Origin of the sequence: Mycobacterium sp. E2989 (assembly GCF_001667595.1) — a bacterium.
Lineage (GTDB): Bacteria > Actinomycetota > Actinomycetes > Mycobacteriales > Mycobacteriaceae > Mycobacterium.
The window spans coordinates 1-17,533 of record NZ_LZJX01000080.1 but is presented as its reverse complement, the minus strand read 5'-3'; the positions used below and the strand labels follow the sequence as shown (position 1 = coordinate 17,533).

The window sequence follows — 17,533 nt, the reverse complement described above, 5'->3', positions numbered from 1 at the left end:
ACTCGCCGACGCGCACTGGGCGGGGACGCGGTTTGTCGGCCACCGCTGCCAAGATGGACGCCATGCCGATGGTCGCGGACGCCCTGACCGCCGGGCTGGACGACGAGCAGCGCGACGCCGTGCTGGCTCCCCGCGGCCCGGTCTGCGTGCTCGCGGGCGCCGGCACGGGCAAGACCCGCACCATCACGCACCGAATCGCGCAGCTGGTGGCCAGCGGTCATGTGGCCGCCGGGCAGGTGCTCGCCGTCACCTTCACCCAGCGGGCCGCGGGGGAAATGCGGTCCCGGTTGCGGATGCTGGACGCGGCCGCGGGCACGGACACCGGCGTCGCCGGGGTGCAGGCCCTGACGTTTCACGCGGCGGCGCACCGGCAACTGCGGTACTTCTGGCCGCGGGTGGTCGGTGACACGGGCTGGCAGCTGCTCGACACGAAGTTCGCCGTGGTGGCGCGGGCGGCCAGCCGCTGCCGGATCAATGCCAGCACCGACGACGTCCGCGACCTGGCGGGCGAGATCGAGTGGGCCAAAGCGTCGCTGATCAGCCCCGAGGAATACCCCGCCGCCGTGGCCGCGGCGGCGCGGGACATTCCGCTGGATGCCGCGCGGGTCGCGACGGTGTACGGCGCCTACGAAGCCCTGAAGGTGCGCGACGAGTCGGTGACGCTGCTCGATTTCGACGACCTGCTGCTGCACACCGCGGCCGCGATCGAAAACGACGCCGCCGTGGCCGACGAATTCCGGGGCCGCTACCGCTGCTTCGTCGTCGACGAATACCAGGACGTCACGCCGCTGCAGCAGCGGGTGCTGACGGCGTGGCTGGGGGACCGGGACGACCTGACCGTCGTCGGCGACGCCAACCAGACCATCTACTCGTTCACCGGGGCCTCACCGCGGTTCCTGCTCGACTTCTCGCGGCGGTACCCGGACGCCACCGTGGTGCGTCTGGAACGCGACTACCGCTCTACCCCGCAGGTGGTGTCGTTGGCCAACCAGGTGATCGCCGCGGCCCGCGGGCGGGTCGCGGGCAGCAAGCTGCACCTGTCGGGACAGCGCCCACCCGGGCCGGCGCCGTCGTTCCACGAGCATCCCGACGAACCGGCCGAGGCCGCGGCCGTCGCCGCGTCGATCGGCCGCCTGATCGAAGCGGGCACGCCGCCGTCGGAGATCGCCGTGCTGTACCGCGTCAACGCGCAGTCGGAGGCGTACGAGGAGGCGCTGACGGAGGCGGGCATCCCGTATCAGGTCCGCGGCGGCGAGGGGTTCTTCACCCGCCAGGAGAGCAAGCAGTCGCTGCTGGCGCTGCAGCGCGCGGCCGAGCGCGGCGCCGACGGGCCGTTGCCCGAACTCGTGCGGGCGGTCCTGGAGCCGCTGGGGCTGACGGCCGAGCCGCCGGTCGGCACCCGCGCCCGCGAGCGCTGGGAGGCGCTGACCGCGCTGGCCGAGTTGGTGGACGACGAGGTGGCCCAGCGCCCGCAGCTTGACCTCGCGGGACTGCTAGCCGAACTCCGGTTGCGGGCCGACGCGCGGCATCCACCGGTGGTGCAGGGTGTCACGCTGGCCTCGCTGCACGCCGCCAAGGGGCTGGAGTGGGACGCGGTGTTCCTGGTCGGGCTGGCCGACGGCACGCTGCCCATCTCGCACGCGTTGGCGCACGGGCCGGAGAGCGAGGCCGTCGAGGAGGAGCGCCGACTGCTCTACGTCGGAATCACCAGGGCGCGAATACATTTGGCGCTCAGTTGGGCGCTGGCCCGCAGCCCGGGCGGGCGGCAGGGTCGCAAGCCGTCGCGGTTCCTCAACGGCATCGCGCCGCAGGCGCGCGCGGACGCCGCGCCGAACCGGGCCCGGCGCAACCGGGGCGCCGCGGCGCGCTGCCGCATCTGCAACAAGGACCTGGCCACCGCCGCCGCGGTGATGCTGCGGCGCTGTGAAACCTGTGCCGCCGACGTCGACGAGGAGTTGCTGCTGCGGCTCAAGGCGTGGCGGCTCGACATCGCCAAGGAGCAGAAGGTGCCCGCGTACGTCGTGTTCACCGACAACACGCTGATCGCGATCGCCGAGTTGCGCCCCGACGACGAGGACGCGCTGATCGCGATCCCCGGCATCGGCGCCCGCAAGCTGGAGCAGTACGGGCCCGACGTGCTGGAGCTGGTGCGCGGGGGCTGAGCCGCAAACGCGCAGGTCAGAAAATCGGTTGTTTCGGACGTCGGCGACGGTTTACCCTCGAAGCTGCGTTCTGGCACGACGAAGGGAGGTGGCCACGATGATCAACGACGCGTTCGGTGTGGACGTGGCCGCCGCGGCGGCCGCGCTCAAGCATGCCGCCCACACCGCCGTGCCGGCGGCCGCGCTGAAGCATCGCGCCGCCGCCGCCGCGACGAACGCGTCCGTGGGACTCGAGGTCCACCGAATGGCCACCTGACAGCCCGGTTTTCACCGAACGGCCACGGACCCGAAGTCAAGGATCCGTGGCCACAGTTTTTTCGGGCTCCAGCACAAGCCCGCTACCTGGTCCGGATCACCGAAAGAGGAAGCCCCGACCAGGAAGCAGGTGAGCAGGACATGTCGGCACTGACAGTCCCCAGACAACCGGTGTTGCCGTGCCACGCCGGCGATCCCGACCTCTGGTTTGCCGAGACTCCGGCCGACCTCGAGCGCGCCAAGGCGCTCTGCGCGGGCTGCCCGATCCGGCGCCAGTGCCTGGCGTCGGCGCTGGAGCGGGCCGAGCCCTGGGGGGTGTGGGGCGGCGAGATCCTCGACCGCGGCGCGATCCTGAACTTCAAGCGACCGCGCGGGCGTCCCCGCAAAGACGGGGTCGCCGCCTAGATGACGGCGCTGTCGGGCTCGGCGAAGCCGGGAATCAGCTCCTCGGACAGGGCCTTGATCGGCACCCGCGCGTCCAGCTGACACAGGATCGCGGCCACGGACGCGATGACACGCATCGGGATGGCCAGCTTGGGCGGCAGGTCCATCTGCCGGGCCGTCTTGATCTGGGACACCGAACGGTCGATCTGGCCGACGGTCATGCGCTGCAACCACTTACGCGTGTAGTGGAAGACGTCGACCTCGATGGGCTCGACGTACTGGCGCAGCATTTCGTCGATGTCGCGCACCGACACCTGCTGACCCTTCTGGATGAAGCCCACCTTCTCCATCGTGGGCAGCAGCAAGTCGTAGTTCTTGTCGCGGGCCAGCCGGATCGTCATCCCGAGCTCGACGGGGTAGCCACCTGGCAGCGGTGCGACGGCGCCGAAGTCGATGACGCCCATCCGGCCGTCGGGGAGCAGCATGAAGTTCCCCGGGTGGGCGTCGCCGTGCAGCATCCCCAGCCGCCGGGGCGCGTCAAAGGTCAGCTCGAGCAACCGGGTGCCGATCAGGTCGCGCTGCTCGCGGGTGCCGTCGCGGATGATCTGTGCCAGCGGCAGCCCTTCGATCCACTCCTGGACCACGACCTTGGGCGCGCTGGCGACGACGTGCGGTATCGCGAAGTGCGGGTGGCCCTCGTAGGCCTTGGCGAAGGCGCGCTGGTTGTCGGCCTCGAGGCGGTAGTCGAGCTCCATCTCGGTGCGCTCGACCAGCTCGTCGACGATGCCCTGGACGTCGGCGCCGGGGGCGAGCTGTTTGACCACGCCGACCATCCGCTGCATGGTCTTCAGGTCGGCGCGCAGCGCCTCGTCGGCGCCCGGGTATTGGATCTTGACCGCCACCGGGCGCCCGTCGGCCCACACCGCCTTGTGCACCTGGCCGATGCTGGCCGAGGCGATGGGCTTGTCGTCGAACGAGCTGAACCGCTCCCGCCACTTGGTGCCGAGCTGGGCGTCGAGCACCCGGTGTACCTTGTTGGCCGGCAGCGGCGGGGCGTCCTTCTGCAGCTTGGTCAGCGCCTCGCGGTAGGGCTCGCCGTACTCGTCCGGGATGGCGGCCTCCATCACCGACAGGGCCTGGCCCACCTTCATCGCTCCGCCCTTGAGCTCGCCCAGGACGGTGAACAGCTGGTTGGCGGCTTTCTCCATCAGCTCGGCCTGGACCTCGTCTCGCGATTTGCCGGTCAGCCGTTTCCCGAACCCCAGCGCCGCCCGGCCGGCGAAGCCGACGGGGATGCTGGCCAGCTTCGCGTTCCGCGCCGCACGGCCGCGTTTGATGTCTGCCACGTATCCATCATCCATGACGCTTCGGCCGACTCGCGCTTGATCTTCGCAACACCGCTCGCCGGCGCGCGTGGGCTCGGCGTGGCTAGCGCCCCACGTCAACACGAGCACAGCGGGTGCCGGGTCCATTGCCGCGCCACGATGGCACCTGCGTCGAGATCGAATTCCAGGGTGGCGTTGAGGGTTTGGGGCGGCACCGCGTCTTGTTGGCGCACGGCGGCGATCACCCGGTTGACCTGGCTGAGCGCCAGCGCGGCCGTCCCCAGCAGCGTGGCCCGGTCGGCGACGCCGACGGTTTCCCGCAGCTGCGCCGAGATGGCCGGCCACGCCGCGTCCCGGTCACGACGGTGCAGGTCGGCGCAGCCCAGACAGCTGGTCGTGCCGGGGATGACGAGCGGGCCGACCAGCCCGACGCCGTCGCGGACGCGCACCGGCAGGTGGGGGACACCCTGGGTGTGCAGGTCGCGGACCATGCGGGGATCGGCGATCAGGTAGTCCGACAGCACCACCAGGTCGACGGCGGCGCCGGACACGGCGGCGTGCGGTTGGCTGCTGTGGGCGATGCGGGCGCCCGAGCGGCGCAACGCCCCGACGAGCAGCTCCGAAAGCGGCCCGCGGCCGTGGATCCGGATGGACGGGGCCCGACCTCCCGACGTCGCGCATTGGGTGGCGACCCCCGCGCCGACCAGCTGGGTGATCAGGCCCGTCAGCCCCTCGGCGTCCCGCAAGCCGCGGTCGGCGGCCCGCCGCTGCAACTCAGGCAGCGGTGTCGGGGACCGCATGGTCCGCAGCAGCGCGGCCAGCTCCGCCGCGGCCAGGCCGCCCGGCGGGCGCACCAGCACGGCCCGGCGGGGATCCCAGCCGACCTGCACGGCACCGTCGGGCCGCAGCAGCACCGGCATGGCCGGGTCCAGCGCGTAGGTGGAAAGGGTGGCCGCGGGCACGGGTGCACTCTGGCACGCGGGCGGTGACCGCCCCGATCAGTTATCCACAGGACCCGCGCCGGGGTCCTCCTCGAGTTTGGCGATCGCCTCGTCGATGCCGCTGGTGTCGCCGCCGATCACCCGGTCGATGAAGCCGGCCGGCTCGTCGAGGTCCTCTGCGGCGGGCAGCAGATCGGGGTGTTGCCAGATGGCGTCGCGGGCGTCGACGCCGGCGGCCTCGGTGAGGCGCTCCCACAGCGCGGCCGCTTCGCGCATCTTGCGGGGCCGCAGCTCCAGGCCCACCAGCGTCGCGAACGTCTGCTCGGCCGGGCCGCCGGTGGCGCGGCGGCGGCGCAGCGTCTCGCTCAGCGCGGCCGCGCCCGGGATCCGGTCGCCCAGGGCCGCGGTCACCACCACCTGCACCCAGCCCTCGATCAACGCGAGCAGCGTCTCGAGGCGCTCCAGCGCCTGTGTCTGCGCCGGCGTGGCCTTGGGCTCGAAAACTCCTTGGCCCAACAGGTTTTCGATCGCCGCGGGGTCCGACAGCGTCGCCGGGTTGAAATCGCGGGCCAGCTCCTCGATCCCGCTCATGTCGATCTGCATGCCCATCGCGTAGGCCTCCACCGCGCCCAACAGCTGGCTCGACAGCCACGGCACGTGACTGAACAGCCGGTGGTGGGCGGCCTCGCGGGCCGCCAGGAACGTCAAGATCTCGCTGCGGGGCTGCTCGAGGCCGGCGGCGAACGACTCCACGGCGTCGGGCAGGATGGCGGCAATTCCCTTGGGGCCCAACGGAAGACCGATGTCCGTCGACGTCAGCACCTCCCGGGACAACCGGCCGAGCGCCTGGCCCAGCTGGGAGCCGAAGGCCATCCCGCCCATCTGCGACATCATCGCCATCAGCGGGCCGGCCATGCTCTTGGCCTCCTCGGGCAACGACGACGCCCACACCGTCGAAATCTGTTGGGCCATCGGGTCACACAGCCGCTTCCAGGTCTGCAGGCTGTTGTCGACCCAGTCGGCCGGGGTCCATCCCACCGCCTTGCTGGTGCCGGCGGGCAGCGCCGTGGCGCCGTCCAGCCAGGTCTCGGCGAGGTGGACCGCGTCGGCGATCGCCGAGTTCGTCGTCGACGGGATCGGCGCGACGAAGCCGATCGAGTTCGTGGCCACCCGGCGGGCCAGCTCGTAGTTGACGGGCCCCGAGGATTGGCCGCCGCCCATTCCCGCGCCCGCGCTGGAGAACATCTGACCCAGCTGGGTGAAGATCTGTCCCAGGTCACCCATGCCGAACTCGCCGCCCATGCCGAATGCGCCGAGCGGATCGGAGCCGCCAGAGCCCGAATTGGGATCTTTCTTCCCGGGTTTGTCGGGGTCTTCCCCGGAGGAGAAGCCGAAAGGCAGGTCAGCCATACCGTCAACGGTACTCACCGCAATAACGGGACGGGCGCTCTCGGGTCAGCTTGTGGCTGAATCGGGCGCAGCGGGCTCCGTCTAGTCTGATCGGCGTGAACAGGCGGATTCTGACCTTGATGGTCGCGCTGGTGCCGATCCTGGTCTTCGGCGTGCTGCTGGCGGTGGTGACCGTGCCGTTCGTGTCGCTGGGCCCCGGGCCCACCTTCGACACGCTCGGCGAGGTCGACGGCAAGCAGGTGGTGGCGATCGAGGGCACCGCGACGCATCCGACCACCGGGCACCTCAACATGACCACGGTGTCCCAGCGGGACGAGCTGACGCTGGGCGAGGCGCTGACGCTGTGGCTTTCGGGGCAGGAACAGCTGGTACCGCGCGACCTGATCTATCCGCCCGGCAAGTCGCGCGACGAGGTCGACAAGGCCAACAACGCCGACTTCAAGGAGTCCGAGGACAGCGCCGCGTACGCCGCCCTGGGCTACCTGAAGTACCCGGCCGCGGTCACGGTCGCCAAGGTCACCGACCCGGGCCCCTCGGCGGGCAAGCTGAAGGACGGCGACGCCATCGACGCGGTCAACGGCACCCCGGTCGCCGACGTCGACCAGTTCACCGGATTGCTGAAGAGCACCAAACCCGGCCAGACGGTGACCATCGACTACCGCCGCAAGAACGAGCCGGCCGGCGTCGCGCAAATTACGCTGGGCGCGAACAAGGATCGCGATTACGGCTTCCTCGGCGTCGCCGTGCTCACCGCGCCCTGGGCGCCGTTCGTCGTGGATTTCAACCTCGCCAACGTGGGCGGCCCGTCCGCCGGCCTGATGTTCAGCCTGGCGGTGGTCGACAAGCTGACCACCGGGGACCTGACCGGGTCGAAGTTCATCGCCGGGACCGGCACCATTTCCGCCGATGGGAAGGTGGGCCAGATCGGCGGCATCACGCACAAGATGGTCGCCGCGCACGCGGCGGGGGCGACCATCTTCCTGGTACCGGCCAAGAACTGCTACGAGGCGAACTCGGACAACCCGTCCGGGATGCGCCTGGTGAAGGTGGAGACGCTCGGCCAGGCGGTCGACGCGCTGCATGCGATCACGTCGGGGGGCCAGCCGCCGAGCTGCTGAAGCGTGGCCGGGATCGCACGTCGCCCGGTGCGTAGAGTTGTCACCGTCGATCAATCGAGCAGGGAGCGTAGCCAGTGGGGATGCGGCCCACCGCACGGATGCCGAAGCTGACTCGGCGTAGCCGGATTCTGATCCTGATCGCGCTGGGTGTGATCGCTTTGCTGCTGGCCGGTCCGCGGCTGATCGACGCGTACGTGGACTGGCTGTGGTTCGGCGAGCTCGGCTACCGCTCGGTTTTCACCACCGTGCTGGTCACCCGGTTCGTGGTCTTTTTGGTGGCCGGTCTGCTGGTGGGCGGCATCGTGTTCGCCGGTCTCGCGGTGGCCTACCGCACCCGCCCGGTCTTCGTGCCGAGCAACGACAACGATCCGGTCGCCCGGTACCGCACCGTCGTGCTGTCCCGGCTGCGGCTGGTGGCCATCGGGGTGCCGGTCGCGATCGGCCTGCTGGCCGGCATCATCGCGCAAAGCTACTGGGTGCGCATCCAGCTGTTCATGCACGGCGGCGACTTCGGCATCCGCGATCCGCAGTTCGGCAAGGACCTCGGCTTCTACGCGTTCGAGCTGCCGTTCTACCGGCTGCTGCTCAGCTACCTGTTCGTGGCGGTGTTCCTGGCGTTTTTGGCCAACCTGTTGGCGCACTACATCTTTGGCGGCATCCGGCTGTCCGGGCGCACCGGCGCGCTGAGCCGCTCCGCGCGGATCCAGCTGGTCACCGTCGTGGGGGTGTTGGTGCTGCTCAAGGCGATCGCGTACTGGCTGGACCGCTACGAGTTGCTGTCGCACACCCGCGGCGGAAAGCCGTTCACCGGCGCCGGGTACACCGACATCAACGCGGTGCTGCCGGCCAAGCTGATCCTGATGGCGATCGCGATTATCTGTGCGGCCGCCGTGTTCTCCGCTATCGTGCTGCGCGACTTGCGGATTCCGGCCATCGGCCTGGTGCTGCTGCTGCTGTCGTCGTTGATCGTGGGCGCGGGATGGCCGCTGATCGTCGAGCAGATCAGCGTCAAACCCAATGCCGCGCAGAAGGAAAGCGAATACATCGGCCGCAGCATCACCGCGACGCGGCAGGCGTACGGCCTGACGTCGGACGTGGTCACCTATCGCACCTACGCCGGCGACACGCAGGCCACCGCGCAGCAGGTGGCCGACGACCGGGCCACCACCTCCAACATCCGGCTGCTCGACCCGACCATCGTCAGCCCGGCGTTCACCCAGTTCCAGCAGGGCAAGAACTTCTACTACTTCCCCGACCAGCTGTCCATCGACCGGTACCTGGACCGCAACGGCTCGCTGCGCGACTACGTCGTCGCGGCCCGCGAACTCAACCCCGACCGGCTGATCGAAAACCAGCGGGACTGGATCAACCGGCACAGCGTCTACACGCACGGCAACGGATTCATCGCGTCGCCGGCCAACACGGTGCGCGGCGTCGCCAACGACCCCAACCAGAACGGTGGCTATCCCGAATTTTTGGTCAACGTCGTCGGCGCCAACGGCAACGTGGTGTCCGACGGCCCGGCGCCGCTGGAGCAGCCGCGCATCTACTACGGGCCGGTGATCTCCAGCACGTCCGCCGACTACGCGATCGTCGGGCGCAACGGCGCCGACCGCGAATACGACTACGAGACCAGCTCCGACACCAAGAACTACACCTACACCGGCCTCGGCGGAGTGCCCGTCGGGGACTGGTTGTCCCGCAGCGTGTTCGCCGCCAAGTTCGCCGAACGAAACTTCCTGTTCTCCAACGTGATCGGCTCCAACAGTCGCATCCTGTTCAACCGCGACCCGGCCCGGCGGGTGGAGGCGGTGGCGCCGTGGCTGACCACCGACAGCTCCGTGTACCCCGCGATCGTCAACAAGCGCCTGGTGTGGATCATCGACGGCTACACCACCCTGGACAACTACCCCTACTCCGAGCTGACCTCCCTGGAATCGGCCACCGCCGACTCCAACGAGGTGGCGTTCAACAAGCTGGCCCCCGACAAGCAGGTCTCCTACATCCGCAACTCGGTCAAGGCCACGGTGGACGCCTACGACGGCACCGTCACGCTGTACCAGCAGGACGAGCAGGACCCCGTGCTCAAGGCGTGGATGCAGGTTTTCCCCGGCACGGTCAAGCCGAAGAGCGACATCACCCCCGAACTCGCCGAGCACCTGCGCTACCCCGAAGACCTGTTCAAGGTGCAGCGGATGCTGCTGGCCAAGTATCACGTCAACGATCCGGTGACGTTCTTCTCCACGTCGGACTTCTGGGACGTGCCGCTGGACCCGAACCCGACGGCCAGCAGTTATCAGCCGCCCTATTACATCGTCGCGAAAAACATTGCCAAGAACGATAATTCGTCGTCATATCAGCTGACGAGCGCGATGAACCGGTTCAAGCGTGACTACCTGGCCGCCTACATCAGCGCCAGCTCGGACCCCGCGACGTACGGGCGGATCACCGTGCTGACCATCCCCGGCCAGGTCAACGGGCCCAAGCTGGCCAACAACGCCATCACCACCGACCCGGCGGTTTCCCAGGACCTCGGCGTGATCGGGCGCGACAACCAGAACCGGATCCGCTGGGGCAACCTGCTCACCCTGCCGGTGGGCCAGGGCGGCCTGCTGTACGTCGAACCCGTCTACGCCTCGCCGGGGGCCAGCGACGCCGCCTCGTCGTACCCGCGGCTGATCCGGGTCGCGATGATGTACAACGACAAGATCGGCTACGGGCCCACGGTGCGCGACGCCCTGACCGGCCTGTTCGGTCCCGGTGCGGGCGCGGCCGCGACGGGTATCCAACCCACCGACGTAGGCAACCCCCAGGCGCCCCCACCGGTGACTCCGCCCGTGCCTGCCAGCCCTCCCGGATCGCCGCCGCCGACGGCGGTTCCGCCGGTGCCAGACGGATCGGTCACCCTGTCCCCGGCCAAATCGGCTGCCCTGCAAGAGATTCAGGCCGCGCTCGGCGCGGCCAAGGACGCCCAGAAGAAGGGCGACTTCGCCGGCTACGGCGCCGCGCTGCAGCGGTTGGACGACGCGATCACCAAGTACAACAACACCAAGTAGTTTTCACGCGAAGGCCGTTCGGAATCGTTCCCGATAGGCCTTGGGGCTGATGCCCAGGTGGTTGACGAACACCCGCCGCAGGGTCTCGATGCTGCCGAAGCCGGCCATGCCCGCGGTCTCGCTGACGGACCGGCCGGATTCCAGTGCGCCACGGGCGAAGTCGATTCGAACGAGCTCGACGTAGCGGGCCGGGGTCATGCCCAGCTCGGATTGGAAGAGCCGGGTCAGCTGGCGGGTGCTCAGTGACGCCCGGGCCGCAAGGGATTTCACGCTGTGGTTCGCGGCCGGGTCGGCCGCGACCGCGTCGATGACCGCGCGCAGCGGCGACTGCGGCGGCGGATCGGCCTCCACCAACACCGAGAACTGTGATTGGCCCCCAGCGCGTTTGAGGTAGACCACCAGCCACCGGGCCACGTTGCGGACCAGTTCGGTCCCGTAGTCCATTTCGACCAGCGCCAGCGCCAGGTCGATGCCGGACGAGATCCCGGCCGAGGTGAACACGTCGCCGTCGCGGACGAAGATCGCGTCGGGATCGACGGTGACATCTCGAAAGGCCCGGGCCAACAGCCGGGTCTCGTTCCAGTGCGTGGTGGCGCGCCGGCCGCTGAGCAGGCCGGCCTGCGCGAGGATGAACGACCCAGTGCAAATGGATGCCGTCCGCCGGGATCGCGCCGCTATCGACCTGACGGCCTCGACGAGCGCGGGATCCACTGGCCGCCGGGGCAGGTGGTCGCTGCCGGCTACCAGAACGGTATCCGCGGATTCGATCGACGAAATCCGGTCGGTGACACCCAGCCGACTGCCGATCGACGTGGTGACATCCCGGCCGTCCACCGACGCGATCTTGAGCCGGTAGTCGGCTCCGAACCGGTTCGCTTCGACGAACACCTCGCCGGTCCCGGCGACGTCCAACAGCGTCACGTCGTCGAAGACGACGATCACTACCACCCGCGAACGCGCTCCGGTTTCGGCCACTAGGACATTGTGTCGCTTTCTGTGGAGAGGACGGCTCGAACGCCCACGCTCGGCCGGCGCGTGCGGCCGCAGACTGAGTGCACGGTCACCGAAAAAAGGAGACGAGAACATGACCACCAGCTCCATCGAAAGCATCGGCGGCATCCGCATCCCCGACTCGGCGCTGGTGCGCGAGGCCACCGAGTTCATTCGCGACGCCGAGGACGACCTGCTGTTCCACCACTCGCGCCGGGTGTTCCTCTTCGGCGCGCTGCAGGGCGCGCGCCGTGGGCTGCAGCCCGACCTGGAGCTGCTCTACGTCGGCGCGATGTTCCACGACCTCGGGCTCACCGAGCGCTACCGCACCTCGACCGTCCGCTTCGAGGTCGACGGCGCCGACGCGGCCCGCGACTTTCTGACCGCGCGCGGCGTCGACAAGGCCGACGCCGACAAGGTGTGGCTCGGCATCGCCCTGCACACCACCCCGGGGGTGCCCGAGTTCATGGCGCCGGAGGTCGCCCTGCTGCAAGCCGGGGTCGAGGTCGACGTGGTCGGCATCGGCCGCGACGACGTGGGCCCCGAGGCCCTCGCCGCGGTGACCGCCGCCCATCCGCGCCCGCAGTTCAAGCAGCGCATCCTGGCGGCGTTCAACGACGGCATGAAGCACCGCCCGCACACCACGGCCGGCACCATGAACGCCGATGTGCTGGCGCACTTCGATCCCACCTTCGAGCGTGTCGACTTCGTCGACAAGATCCTCAACAACAGCTGGCCCGAATAACCGGAGAGGAGCGAAAGAAATGGACATTCACGAGGCGCTCTACACCACCAGGATGATGCGCCGGCTGCGGCCGGACCCGATCCCGCTGGAAACCCAGGCCCGCATCCTCGACGCGGCCGTGCGCGCCCCGAACGGGGGCAACACCCAGCGGTGGCACTTCGTGGCCGTCGACGACCGCGAACTCATCGGCAAGTTCGCCGACCTGTTCCGGCGGGCCCGCGCCATCGAGTACGAGAAGTTCAGCGCGGGAGCGGGACCCATGGTGGCGACGGCCCCCGGCGCCGATCCGGCGCAGCACGCGGAAACGATGCGTCGGATGCAGGGTTCGGGGAATTACCTGGCCGACCATTTCGAGGAGATCCCGCTGTTGCTCTTCGTCTACGCCATCGACGACCTGGGCGGCGCCAACATCTACCCGGCGATCTGGAGCGCGCTGCTCGCCGCCCGCGCCGAGGGCGTCGGCGGGGTGATGACGATGGTGCTCCGCAATTTCACCGACGAGGTCAACGAGTTGCTGGGCGTGCCCGCCGAGCAGGGCTGGAAGATGTCGGCCATGCTGACCCTCGGCTACCCGCGGGGCAAGTGGGGCGTGGCGGCCAATCGGCGCCCCGTGCACGAGGTTTCGTCCCGCAACGGCTGGGGCAAGCCATTCGGAGTCGAGGTGCCGCAGCCGCTGTGGCCGCCGCACGAAGTGGCGGACCTGGCCGCGGCGGGATGACGGGCCGAGGAGTGAGTCACATGACCGAGCGCAACGAAATCGGCGTCACCGTGGTGCAGCCCGGGGAGGGCGAGTACGTCGCCCTCCCCGGTTTCGGGGCGGTGTTCAAGCTGACCAGCAAGACAAACGGGGGCGAGGTGTCCATCGTCGAGCACCCCTTCGCCGTCGGTCTCCTCACCGCGGCGCACCGGCACACCCGCGAGGACGAGCACTCGATCGTGCTGGCGGGCGAGATCGGCTTCCGCTCCGACGACAGCGAGGTGGTGCTGGGTCCCGGCGGCTACATCACCAAGCCGCGCGGGCAGATGCACGCGATGTGGAACGCGGGCAGCGAGCCGGGCCGCATCATCGAGGTGATCACCCCGGGCGGGTTCGAAAACTATTTCCGCGAGCTCGGGGAGCTGCTCGTCGAGCACGCCGACGACCCGGTCGGCAAGGTTCTGCACGAGTTGCCGGAGTTCGGCGAACTCGCCGACAAGTACGGCCTGACGTACGGGTCGCCCGACTGGATGGACGACATCGCCCGGCGCTACGGGCTGAACCCGCCGTCGCACTGACCTGCGGGTCGCCGAGATTGCCGTCACGGCTGTGGTCGGCCGCCGACCCACGACCATGGCGGCAATCTCGGCGCGCGAACCCCGCTGAGCCCGCGATTTGGTCGCCGTGACGCCGGTTCGGTAACCTGGCATTCACCAACGCGGGGTGGAGCAGCTCGGTAGCTCGCTGGGCTCATAACCCAGAGGTCGCAGGTTCGAATCCTGTCCCCGCTACCAAGTGAAACGGCCCCCGGACGATGCTCCGGGGGCCGTTTTCGTGCCCAACAAAACCTCAGGCGGGGTCCAGGCGGATCGGCAGCCGAGTCGGTCCGCGTAGCGAGCTGTGACGCGACCACTGCGTCGGACCCGCTGGAGTGATTCGGGCGACGCGGGTGACGAGGTGACGCAGTACCGCCTGGGCCTCCATGCGCGCCAGCGGTGCGCCCAGGCACATGTGTGCGCCGTAGCCAAAGGCGACGTGCGTGCGCGGGTCACGGTCGGCGCGATACTCATCGGGATCGTCGAACGCGGTGGGGTCACGGTTGGCCGCTCCGAACGACAGCAGGATGCGTGAACCGTTGGGAATGGTGACATCACCGATCCGATAGTCGGCGCGGGTGTAGCGGTAGAGATTCTGGATGGGGCTCGTGAAGCGAAGCTGCTCCTCGACGGCCAGCGGGATGAGATCGGGCTGCGTGCGGATCAATTCGTACTGATCGGGGTGATGGGCCAGCGTGTCGAACATGCCACCAAGGAGATTGGTCGTCGTCTCATTACCGGCGATGAGTAGATGGATCGCGATCAGCAGTAGCTGACGGTCGGTGAGGCTGCCGTCGGTGTTGTGCTCGATCAGCCGGCCGAGCACGGTGTCGGACCCCTTGAGTCCGCCCGCGGCGAATTGCTTTGCGAAATACCGCAGTAACGCCATCATCGCCGACATCGACTTCGCCGCGTCGACGACGCCCGAGAGGGTGGGCGTCAGCTCCATGACGCCCACGGCGCGTTCCGACCACCGTCGAAAATCGCCGACGTCGGAGTCGGGCACTCCGAGGATCTGGGCGATCAGGCGTATCGGCATCGGTATCGCCAAGCGCTTTACGACGTCGCAGCCGGGGTCGCTCATCACGTCCGTGACAAGGTCGATGGCCAGCGTCTCGGTCATCTCCTGCCAGGACTTCATCGCGCCCTTGCTGAATCCCGGCTGGACTTGCTTGCGCAGCCGGGTGTGTTCCTCGCCGTCGGTGAGCACCGCCAACGGAGCGGACATGCGCAGGCGCGTGACCCCTTGGGTGCTCGTGACCTGGTCGGTGTCGCGCAACGCGGCCCGCACGTCGCCAAGGCGGCTGACGATGAAGGTGGCGCGCCGGGGGTTGTAGTGCACGCGGCCGGTTCGGTGCAGGGCGCGGTACGCGTCGAACGGGTTCGCGGCGGTGGCCGGGTCCTGCGGGTCGTAGTCGGTGTTGACCGCACCAATCCACCCGTCGTGTCCGCGGCGGCGGGTGCGGACGACGGCCGCAACGTTCATCCGCACGGTGCTAACGACCGGTCTGAGGGCATCGGTCGCCTCGCGGGCGGCTTCGCTGATAGGCACCTCGGCTCCTAACCGGATCGCTGGCCGCGCCGCGTGCGAAGTTGTGTCCGAAGGATGCTGATCGTCAGATACGTGAGGTAGCAAGCGGATACGACGGTGGATGGTCGACGCGTGCGCGCGCGCAGCAGCAAGACCCCGATCGTTGTTTCGATCGCGCCGTGGAGGTAGGTGAACGCTCGAGCGTGGCGGGGGAAGCCGAGGCGATTGAACGGGTCGAAGATCCGCGGAATGAGGAAGTGCGCCACCCCGATCAGGATGGTGATCAGGCCGAGTGCGCTACGCGTGTCGAAGTCCGCCATCGCGGGGTCGTTCTCCTTCGGTACGCCCAGATTTACGAGAAAAGTATTCTCGTAAATGGTGACACATCGGCGCGCCGTTGCCTAGGCGCGGCGACGCAGCAGTGCTCTAGGTTCACCGTGTGAGCCAATCCCGGCGGGGACGACCGCGGAGCGCGGCCGTGCACGAGGCGATCCTGGATGCCACCCGCTCGCTCCTCGTCGAAGCCGGCTACAGGGGTGTCTCGATGGACAAGGTCGCCGCGATCGCGGGCGTGGCCGTCCAATCTGTGTATCGACGTTGGCCGTCGAAAGCCCCCCTGGTAACCGAGGCGGTTATGCGGGCTTACGACCAGACCGACTTCACGCTTCCCGATACGGGAGACACGGTCGCGGACTTGAGAACGTGGATGCGCGCCTACGCCGAGGTTGGTTCGACTGCCGAGAACGTCGCACTCGTGCGCTCTCTTGCGGCAGCCGCTGCCGAAGACCTGAGCGACCGCGACACCCTGTATCGGCAACTCACCAGCCGTTTCCACGATGCCGTGTCGGACCGGTTACGCGTCGGGATCTCGAAGGGCCAGATACGACGGGACGCCGACGTCGAAGCCGCCGCCGACGCGCTGATCGGGGCCACGCTCTACCGCACGCTCAGCGTTACTGCATCGGCGGAGGAAACGACCGAACGCTACTACGGACTGATAGACACGGTGATGCGCGGCATCTCGACAGGTAAGTGAGCGAACGCGACCCGGGCCGTTTTCATGCCGCCCCAAGGCAGATCGCTGGGAAATCTGTACTTGCCGTCTGCTGGTTGGTCAGTGACCAACCCGGCTGGCGAAAAAAAGCAAGATTTCGTTGTTTGACGTACGTCTAACGGGGGAACTTCGAGCTAGCCGACTTCGTAGCGTCAAGAATCCGAGGGACAGGTATGGGCGACATCATCGACCGGGCCGAAATGGTGCTGAGGCGGCGATACGAGCTCGCTGCCAGCGAGGCTCATGCGCTACTGATCAGGGTGTCCGAGCAGCAATGCCGGTCGATCGATTCGGTCGCCCATACGGTGATCGAACGATTGGCGCCTGTCGTCGCCGCCGAAACCAGCGCGTCTGGGCCGTGAGCACCGGCCGTATTCACGCCTAACGCGCCAGCACATCCTCGATGGCGCTGATGACCTCGGGGGCGTCGGGCTCGGTGCGGGGCCGGAAGCGCTGGACCACCTCACCGCCGGGGGAGATGAGGAACTTCTCGAAGTTCCACTGAATGTCGCCCGCCTGCCCGGCGGAATCGGCGGCCTTCGTCAGCTCGGCGTACAGCGGGTGGCGGTCATCGCCGTTCACATCGGTCTTCGCCAGCAGCGGAAACGTCACCCCGTAAGTGGTCGAACAGAACTCCCGGATCTCCTCGGCCGTGCCCGGTTCCTGCCCCATGAACTGGTTGCAGGGCACGCCGACGACGGTCAGGCCGCGATCGCGATAGTCCTCGGCGAGCTTTTCCAGCGCCGTGTACTGCGGCGTCAGGCCGCACTTGGAGGCCACGTTGACCACCAGCGTCGCACCGTCGGACAGTTCGGCCAGCGTGGTCGGCCGGCCGTCGAGGGTGGTGAGGGAGATGTCTTTGACAGTCACGCCGATGACGCTAACGCACTGCGCCGCCGCCAATTCTGCGAACGCCGGTTCGCACGACGCCGACCGCCCAAGGTACATTTTGTGGGCTTCGTTATTGCATGTGTGTGCAGAGCCCCCCGGAGGGGAAAGTCCGCCGCAGCACTGGGATGCGGCCCAGAGGTGAGGGGCGCTGTTGACGACGTCTTCCCCGGTGCAGGTCAACTCCCAGCGACTCCCGCCGTACCGGTGGATCGCCGTTGCCGTGCTGCTGATCTTGGCGATCATCTTCACCCTGGTGTACGTGCAATTCCGCGGCGGCTTCACCGCGAAGACGAAGTTGACGATGCTGGCGTCGCGGGCGGGCCTGGTGATGGATCCGGGCTCGAAGGTCACCTACAACGGCGTGGAGATCGGCCGGGT

17 protein-coding genes, 1 tRNA gene and 1 pseudogene are annotated in these 17,533 nt (G+C 68.5%); 12 read left to right on the top strand and 7 right to left on the bottom strand.

Annotated elements, in window-relative coordinates:
• The first annotated feature begins 62 nt into the window (after positions 1-62).
• The 3 genes from A5680_RS14480 (at position 63) to A5680_RS14475 (ending at position 2,822) form a co-directional block, all read left to right on the top strand.
• On the top strand, positions 63-2,162 hold the full coding sequence (locus A5680_RS14480; RefSeq protein ID WP_197499794.1) for an ATP-dependent DNA helicase UvrD2: 2,100 nt from the start codon (positions 63-65) through the stop codon (positions 2,160-2,162).
• Positions 2,163-2,259: 97 nt separating this feature from the next.
• The gene (locus tag A5680_RS26045) at positions 2,260-2,418 is read left to right on the top strand and encodes a hypothetical protein (protein WP_197281000.1); all 159 of its coding nucleotides are present in this window, start codon (positions 2,260-2,262) and stop codon (positions 2,416-2,418) included.
• Positions 2,419-2,558: 140 nt separating this feature from the next.
• The gene (locus tag A5680_RS14475; protein WP_055398986.1) at positions 2,559-2,822 is read left to right on the top strand and encodes a WhiB family transcriptional regulator; all 264 of its coding nucleotides are present in this window, start codon (positions 2,559-2,561) and stop codon (positions 2,820-2,822) included.
• On the opposite strand, the gene A5680_RS14470 is transcribed toward A5680_RS14475, so the two are convergent.
• The 3 genes from A5680_RS14470 to A5680_RS14460 all read right to left on the bottom strand — a co-directional run bounded on the left by A5680_RS14470 (position 2,819) and on the right by A5680_RS14460 (position 6,495).
• Positions 2,819-4,162 carry an AarF/ABC1/UbiB kinase family protein gene (locus tag A5680_RS14470; RefSeq protein WP_055398984.1) on the bottom strand — a complete coding sequence of 448 codons (1,344 nt, stop codon included), beginning with the start codon at positions 4,160-4,162 and terminating at the stop codon, positions 2,819-2,821. The genes A5680_RS14475 and A5680_RS14470 overlap by 4 nt on opposite strands.
• An 80-nt stretch (positions 4,163-4,242) precedes the next feature.
• Positions 4,243-5,088, bottom strand: a complete 846-nt coding sequence (locus A5680_RS14465) for a cyclodehydratase (protein WP_067820373.1) — start codon at positions 5,086-5,088, stop codon at positions 4,243-4,245.
• Positions 5,089-5,124: 36 nt separating this feature from the next.
• The gene (locus A5680_RS14460) at positions 5,125-6,495 is read right to left on the bottom strand and encodes a zinc-dependent metalloprotease (RefSeq protein ID WP_197280998.1); all 1,371 of its coding nucleotides are present in this window, start codon (positions 6,493-6,495) and stop codon (positions 5,125-5,127) included.
• Between the two features lie 77 nt (positions 6,496-6,572).
• Here A5680_RS14460 and A5680_RS14455 point away from each other — a divergent pair, with 77 nt between their 5' ends.
• On the top strand, positions 6,573-7,595 hold the full coding sequence (locus A5680_RS14455) for a PDZ domain-containing protein (RefSeq protein WP_067820371.1): 1,023 nt from the start codon (positions 6,573-6,575) through the stop codon (positions 7,593-7,595).
• Positions 7,596-7,669: 74 nt separating this feature from the next.
• Positions 7,670-10,651 (top strand): UPF0182 family protein, encoded by a 2,982-nt coding sequence (locus A5680_RS14450; protein ID WP_067820368.1) that lies wholly within the window; start codon positions 7,670-7,672, stop codon positions 10,649-10,651.
• Positions 10,652-10,654: 3 nt separating this feature from the next.
• Here A5680_RS14450 and A5680_RS14445 read toward each other — a convergent pair whose 3' ends face one another.
• Positions 10,655-11,599, bottom strand: a complete 945-nt coding sequence (locus tag A5680_RS14445; protein ID WP_067820408.1) for a GlxA family transcriptional regulator — start codon at positions 11,597-11,599, stop codon at positions 10,655-10,657.
• A gap of 136 nt (positions 11,600-11,735) precedes the next feature.
• Here A5680_RS14445 and A5680_RS14440 point away from each other — a divergent pair, with 136 nt between their 5' ends.
• The 4 genes from A5680_RS14440 (at position 11,736) to A5680_RS14425 (ending at position 13,877) form a co-directional block, all read left to right on the top strand.
• Positions 11,736-12,386: an HD domain-containing protein gene (locus A5680_RS14440; protein ID WP_067820364.1), complete on the top strand. Its 651-nt coding sequence runs from the start codon at positions 11,736-11,738 to the stop codon at positions 12,384-12,386.
• A gap of 19 nt (positions 12,387-12,405) precedes the next feature.
• The gene (locus tag A5680_RS14435) at positions 12,406-13,104 is read left to right on the top strand and encodes a nitroreductase family protein (protein WP_067820361.1); all 699 of its coding nucleotides are present in this window, start codon (positions 12,406-12,408) and stop codon (positions 13,102-13,104) included.
• 20 nt (positions 13,105-13,124) lie between these two features.
• On the top strand, positions 13,125-13,661 hold the full coding sequence (locus A5680_RS14430; RefSeq protein ID WP_055398969.1) for a cupin domain-containing protein: 537 nt from the start codon (positions 13,125-13,127) through the stop codon (positions 13,659-13,661).
• Between the two features lie 139 nt (positions 13,662-13,800).
• A tRNA-Met gene (locus A5680_RS14425) sits at positions 13,801-13,877 on the top strand.
• A gap of 55 nt (positions 13,878-13,932) precedes the next feature.
• On the opposite strand, the gene A5680_RS14420 is transcribed toward A5680_RS14425, so the two are convergent.
• Both A5680_RS14420 and A5680_RS14415 read right to left on the bottom strand, forming a co-directional pair.
• On the bottom strand, positions 13,933-15,165 hold the full coding sequence (locus A5680_RS14420) for a cytochrome P450 (RefSeq protein ID WP_082970375.1): 1,233 nt from the start codon (positions 15,163-15,165) through the stop codon (positions 13,933-13,935).
• A 74-nt stretch (positions 15,166-15,239) separates the two neighbouring features.
• Positions 15,240-15,530 (bottom strand): hypothetical protein, encoded by a 291-nt coding sequence (locus tag A5680_RS14415; protein WP_067820355.1) that lies wholly within the window; start codon positions 15,528-15,530, stop codon positions 15,240-15,242.
• 158 nt (positions 15,531-15,688) lie between these two features.
• Here A5680_RS14415 and A5680_RS14410 point away from each other — a divergent pair, with 158 nt between their 5' ends.
• Both A5680_RS14410 and A5680_RS14405 read left to right on the top strand, forming a co-directional pair.
• Complete coding sequence (locus A5680_RS14410) at positions 15,689-16,246, top strand: TetR/AcrR family transcriptional regulator (protein WP_231977630.1); 558 nt, start codon at positions 15,689-15,691, stop codon at positions 16,244-16,246.
• A 191-nt stretch (positions 16,247-16,437) separates the two neighbouring features.
• A complete protein-coding gene (locus A5680_RS14405) occupies positions 16,438-16,626 on the top strand; it encodes an ANTAR domain-containing protein (RefSeq protein WP_067820349.1) in 189 nt (62 codons plus the stop codon).
• A 19-nt stretch (positions 16,627-16,645) separates the two neighbouring features.
• On the opposite strand, the gene A5680_RS14400 is transcribed toward A5680_RS14405, so the two are convergent.
• On the bottom strand, positions 16,646-17,134 hold the full coding sequence (locus tag A5680_RS14400; protein WP_067820405.1) for a glutathione peroxidase: 489 nt from the start codon (positions 17,132-17,134) through the stop codon (positions 16,646-16,648).
• 190 nt (positions 17,135-17,324) lie between these two features.
• Here A5680_RS14400 and A5680_RS14395 point away from each other — a divergent pair.
• Positions 17,325-17,533 (top strand): annotated as a pseudogene (locus A5680_RS14395) (MCE-family protein MCE1A); the annotation flags it as partial.

What these genes read in the sequence shown, in the direction of transcription:
- A5680_RS14480 (WP_197499794.1), top strand. Translation starts at nt 63, where the DNA reads ATGCCGATGGTCGCGGACGCCCTGACCGCCGGGCTGGACGACGAGCAG.
- A5680_RS26045 (WP_197281000.1), top strand. Translation starts at nt 2,260, where the DNA reads ATGATCAACGACGCGTTCGGTGTGGACGTGGCCGCCGCGGCGGCCGCG.
- A5680_RS14475 (WP_055398986.1), top strand. Translation starts at nt 2,559, where the DNA reads ATGTCGGCACTGACAGTCCCCAGACAACCGGTGTTGCCGTGCCACGCC.
- A5680_RS14470 (WP_055398984.1), bottom strand. Translation starts at nt 4,162, where the DNA reads ATGGATGATGGATACGTGGCAGACATCAAACGCGGCCGTGCGGCGCGG.
- A5680_RS14440 (WP_067820364.1), top strand. Translation starts at nt 11,736, where the DNA reads ATGACCACCAGCTCCATCGAAAGCATCGGCGGCATCCGCATCCCCGAC.
- A5680_RS14435 (WP_067820361.1), top strand. Translation starts at nt 12,406, where the DNA reads ATGGACATTCACGAGGCGCTCTACACCACCAGGATGATGCGCCGGCTG.
- A5680_RS14430 (WP_055398969.1), top strand. Translation starts at nt 13,125, where the DNA reads ATGACCGAGCGCAACGAAATCGGCGTCACCGTGGTGCAGCCCGGGGAG.
- A5680_RS14420 (WP_082970375.1), bottom strand. Translation starts at nt 15,165, where the DNA reads ATGAACGTTGCGGCCGTCGTCCGCACCCGCCGCCGCGGACACGACGGG.
- A5680_RS14415 (WP_067820355.1), bottom strand. Translation starts at nt 15,530, where the DNA reads ATGGCGGACTTCGACACGCGTAGCGCACTCGGCCTGATCACCATCCTG.
- A5680_RS14405 (WP_067820349.1), top strand. Translation starts at nt 16,438, where the DNA reads ATGGGCGACATCATCGACCGGGCCGAAATGGTGCTGAGGCGGCGATAC.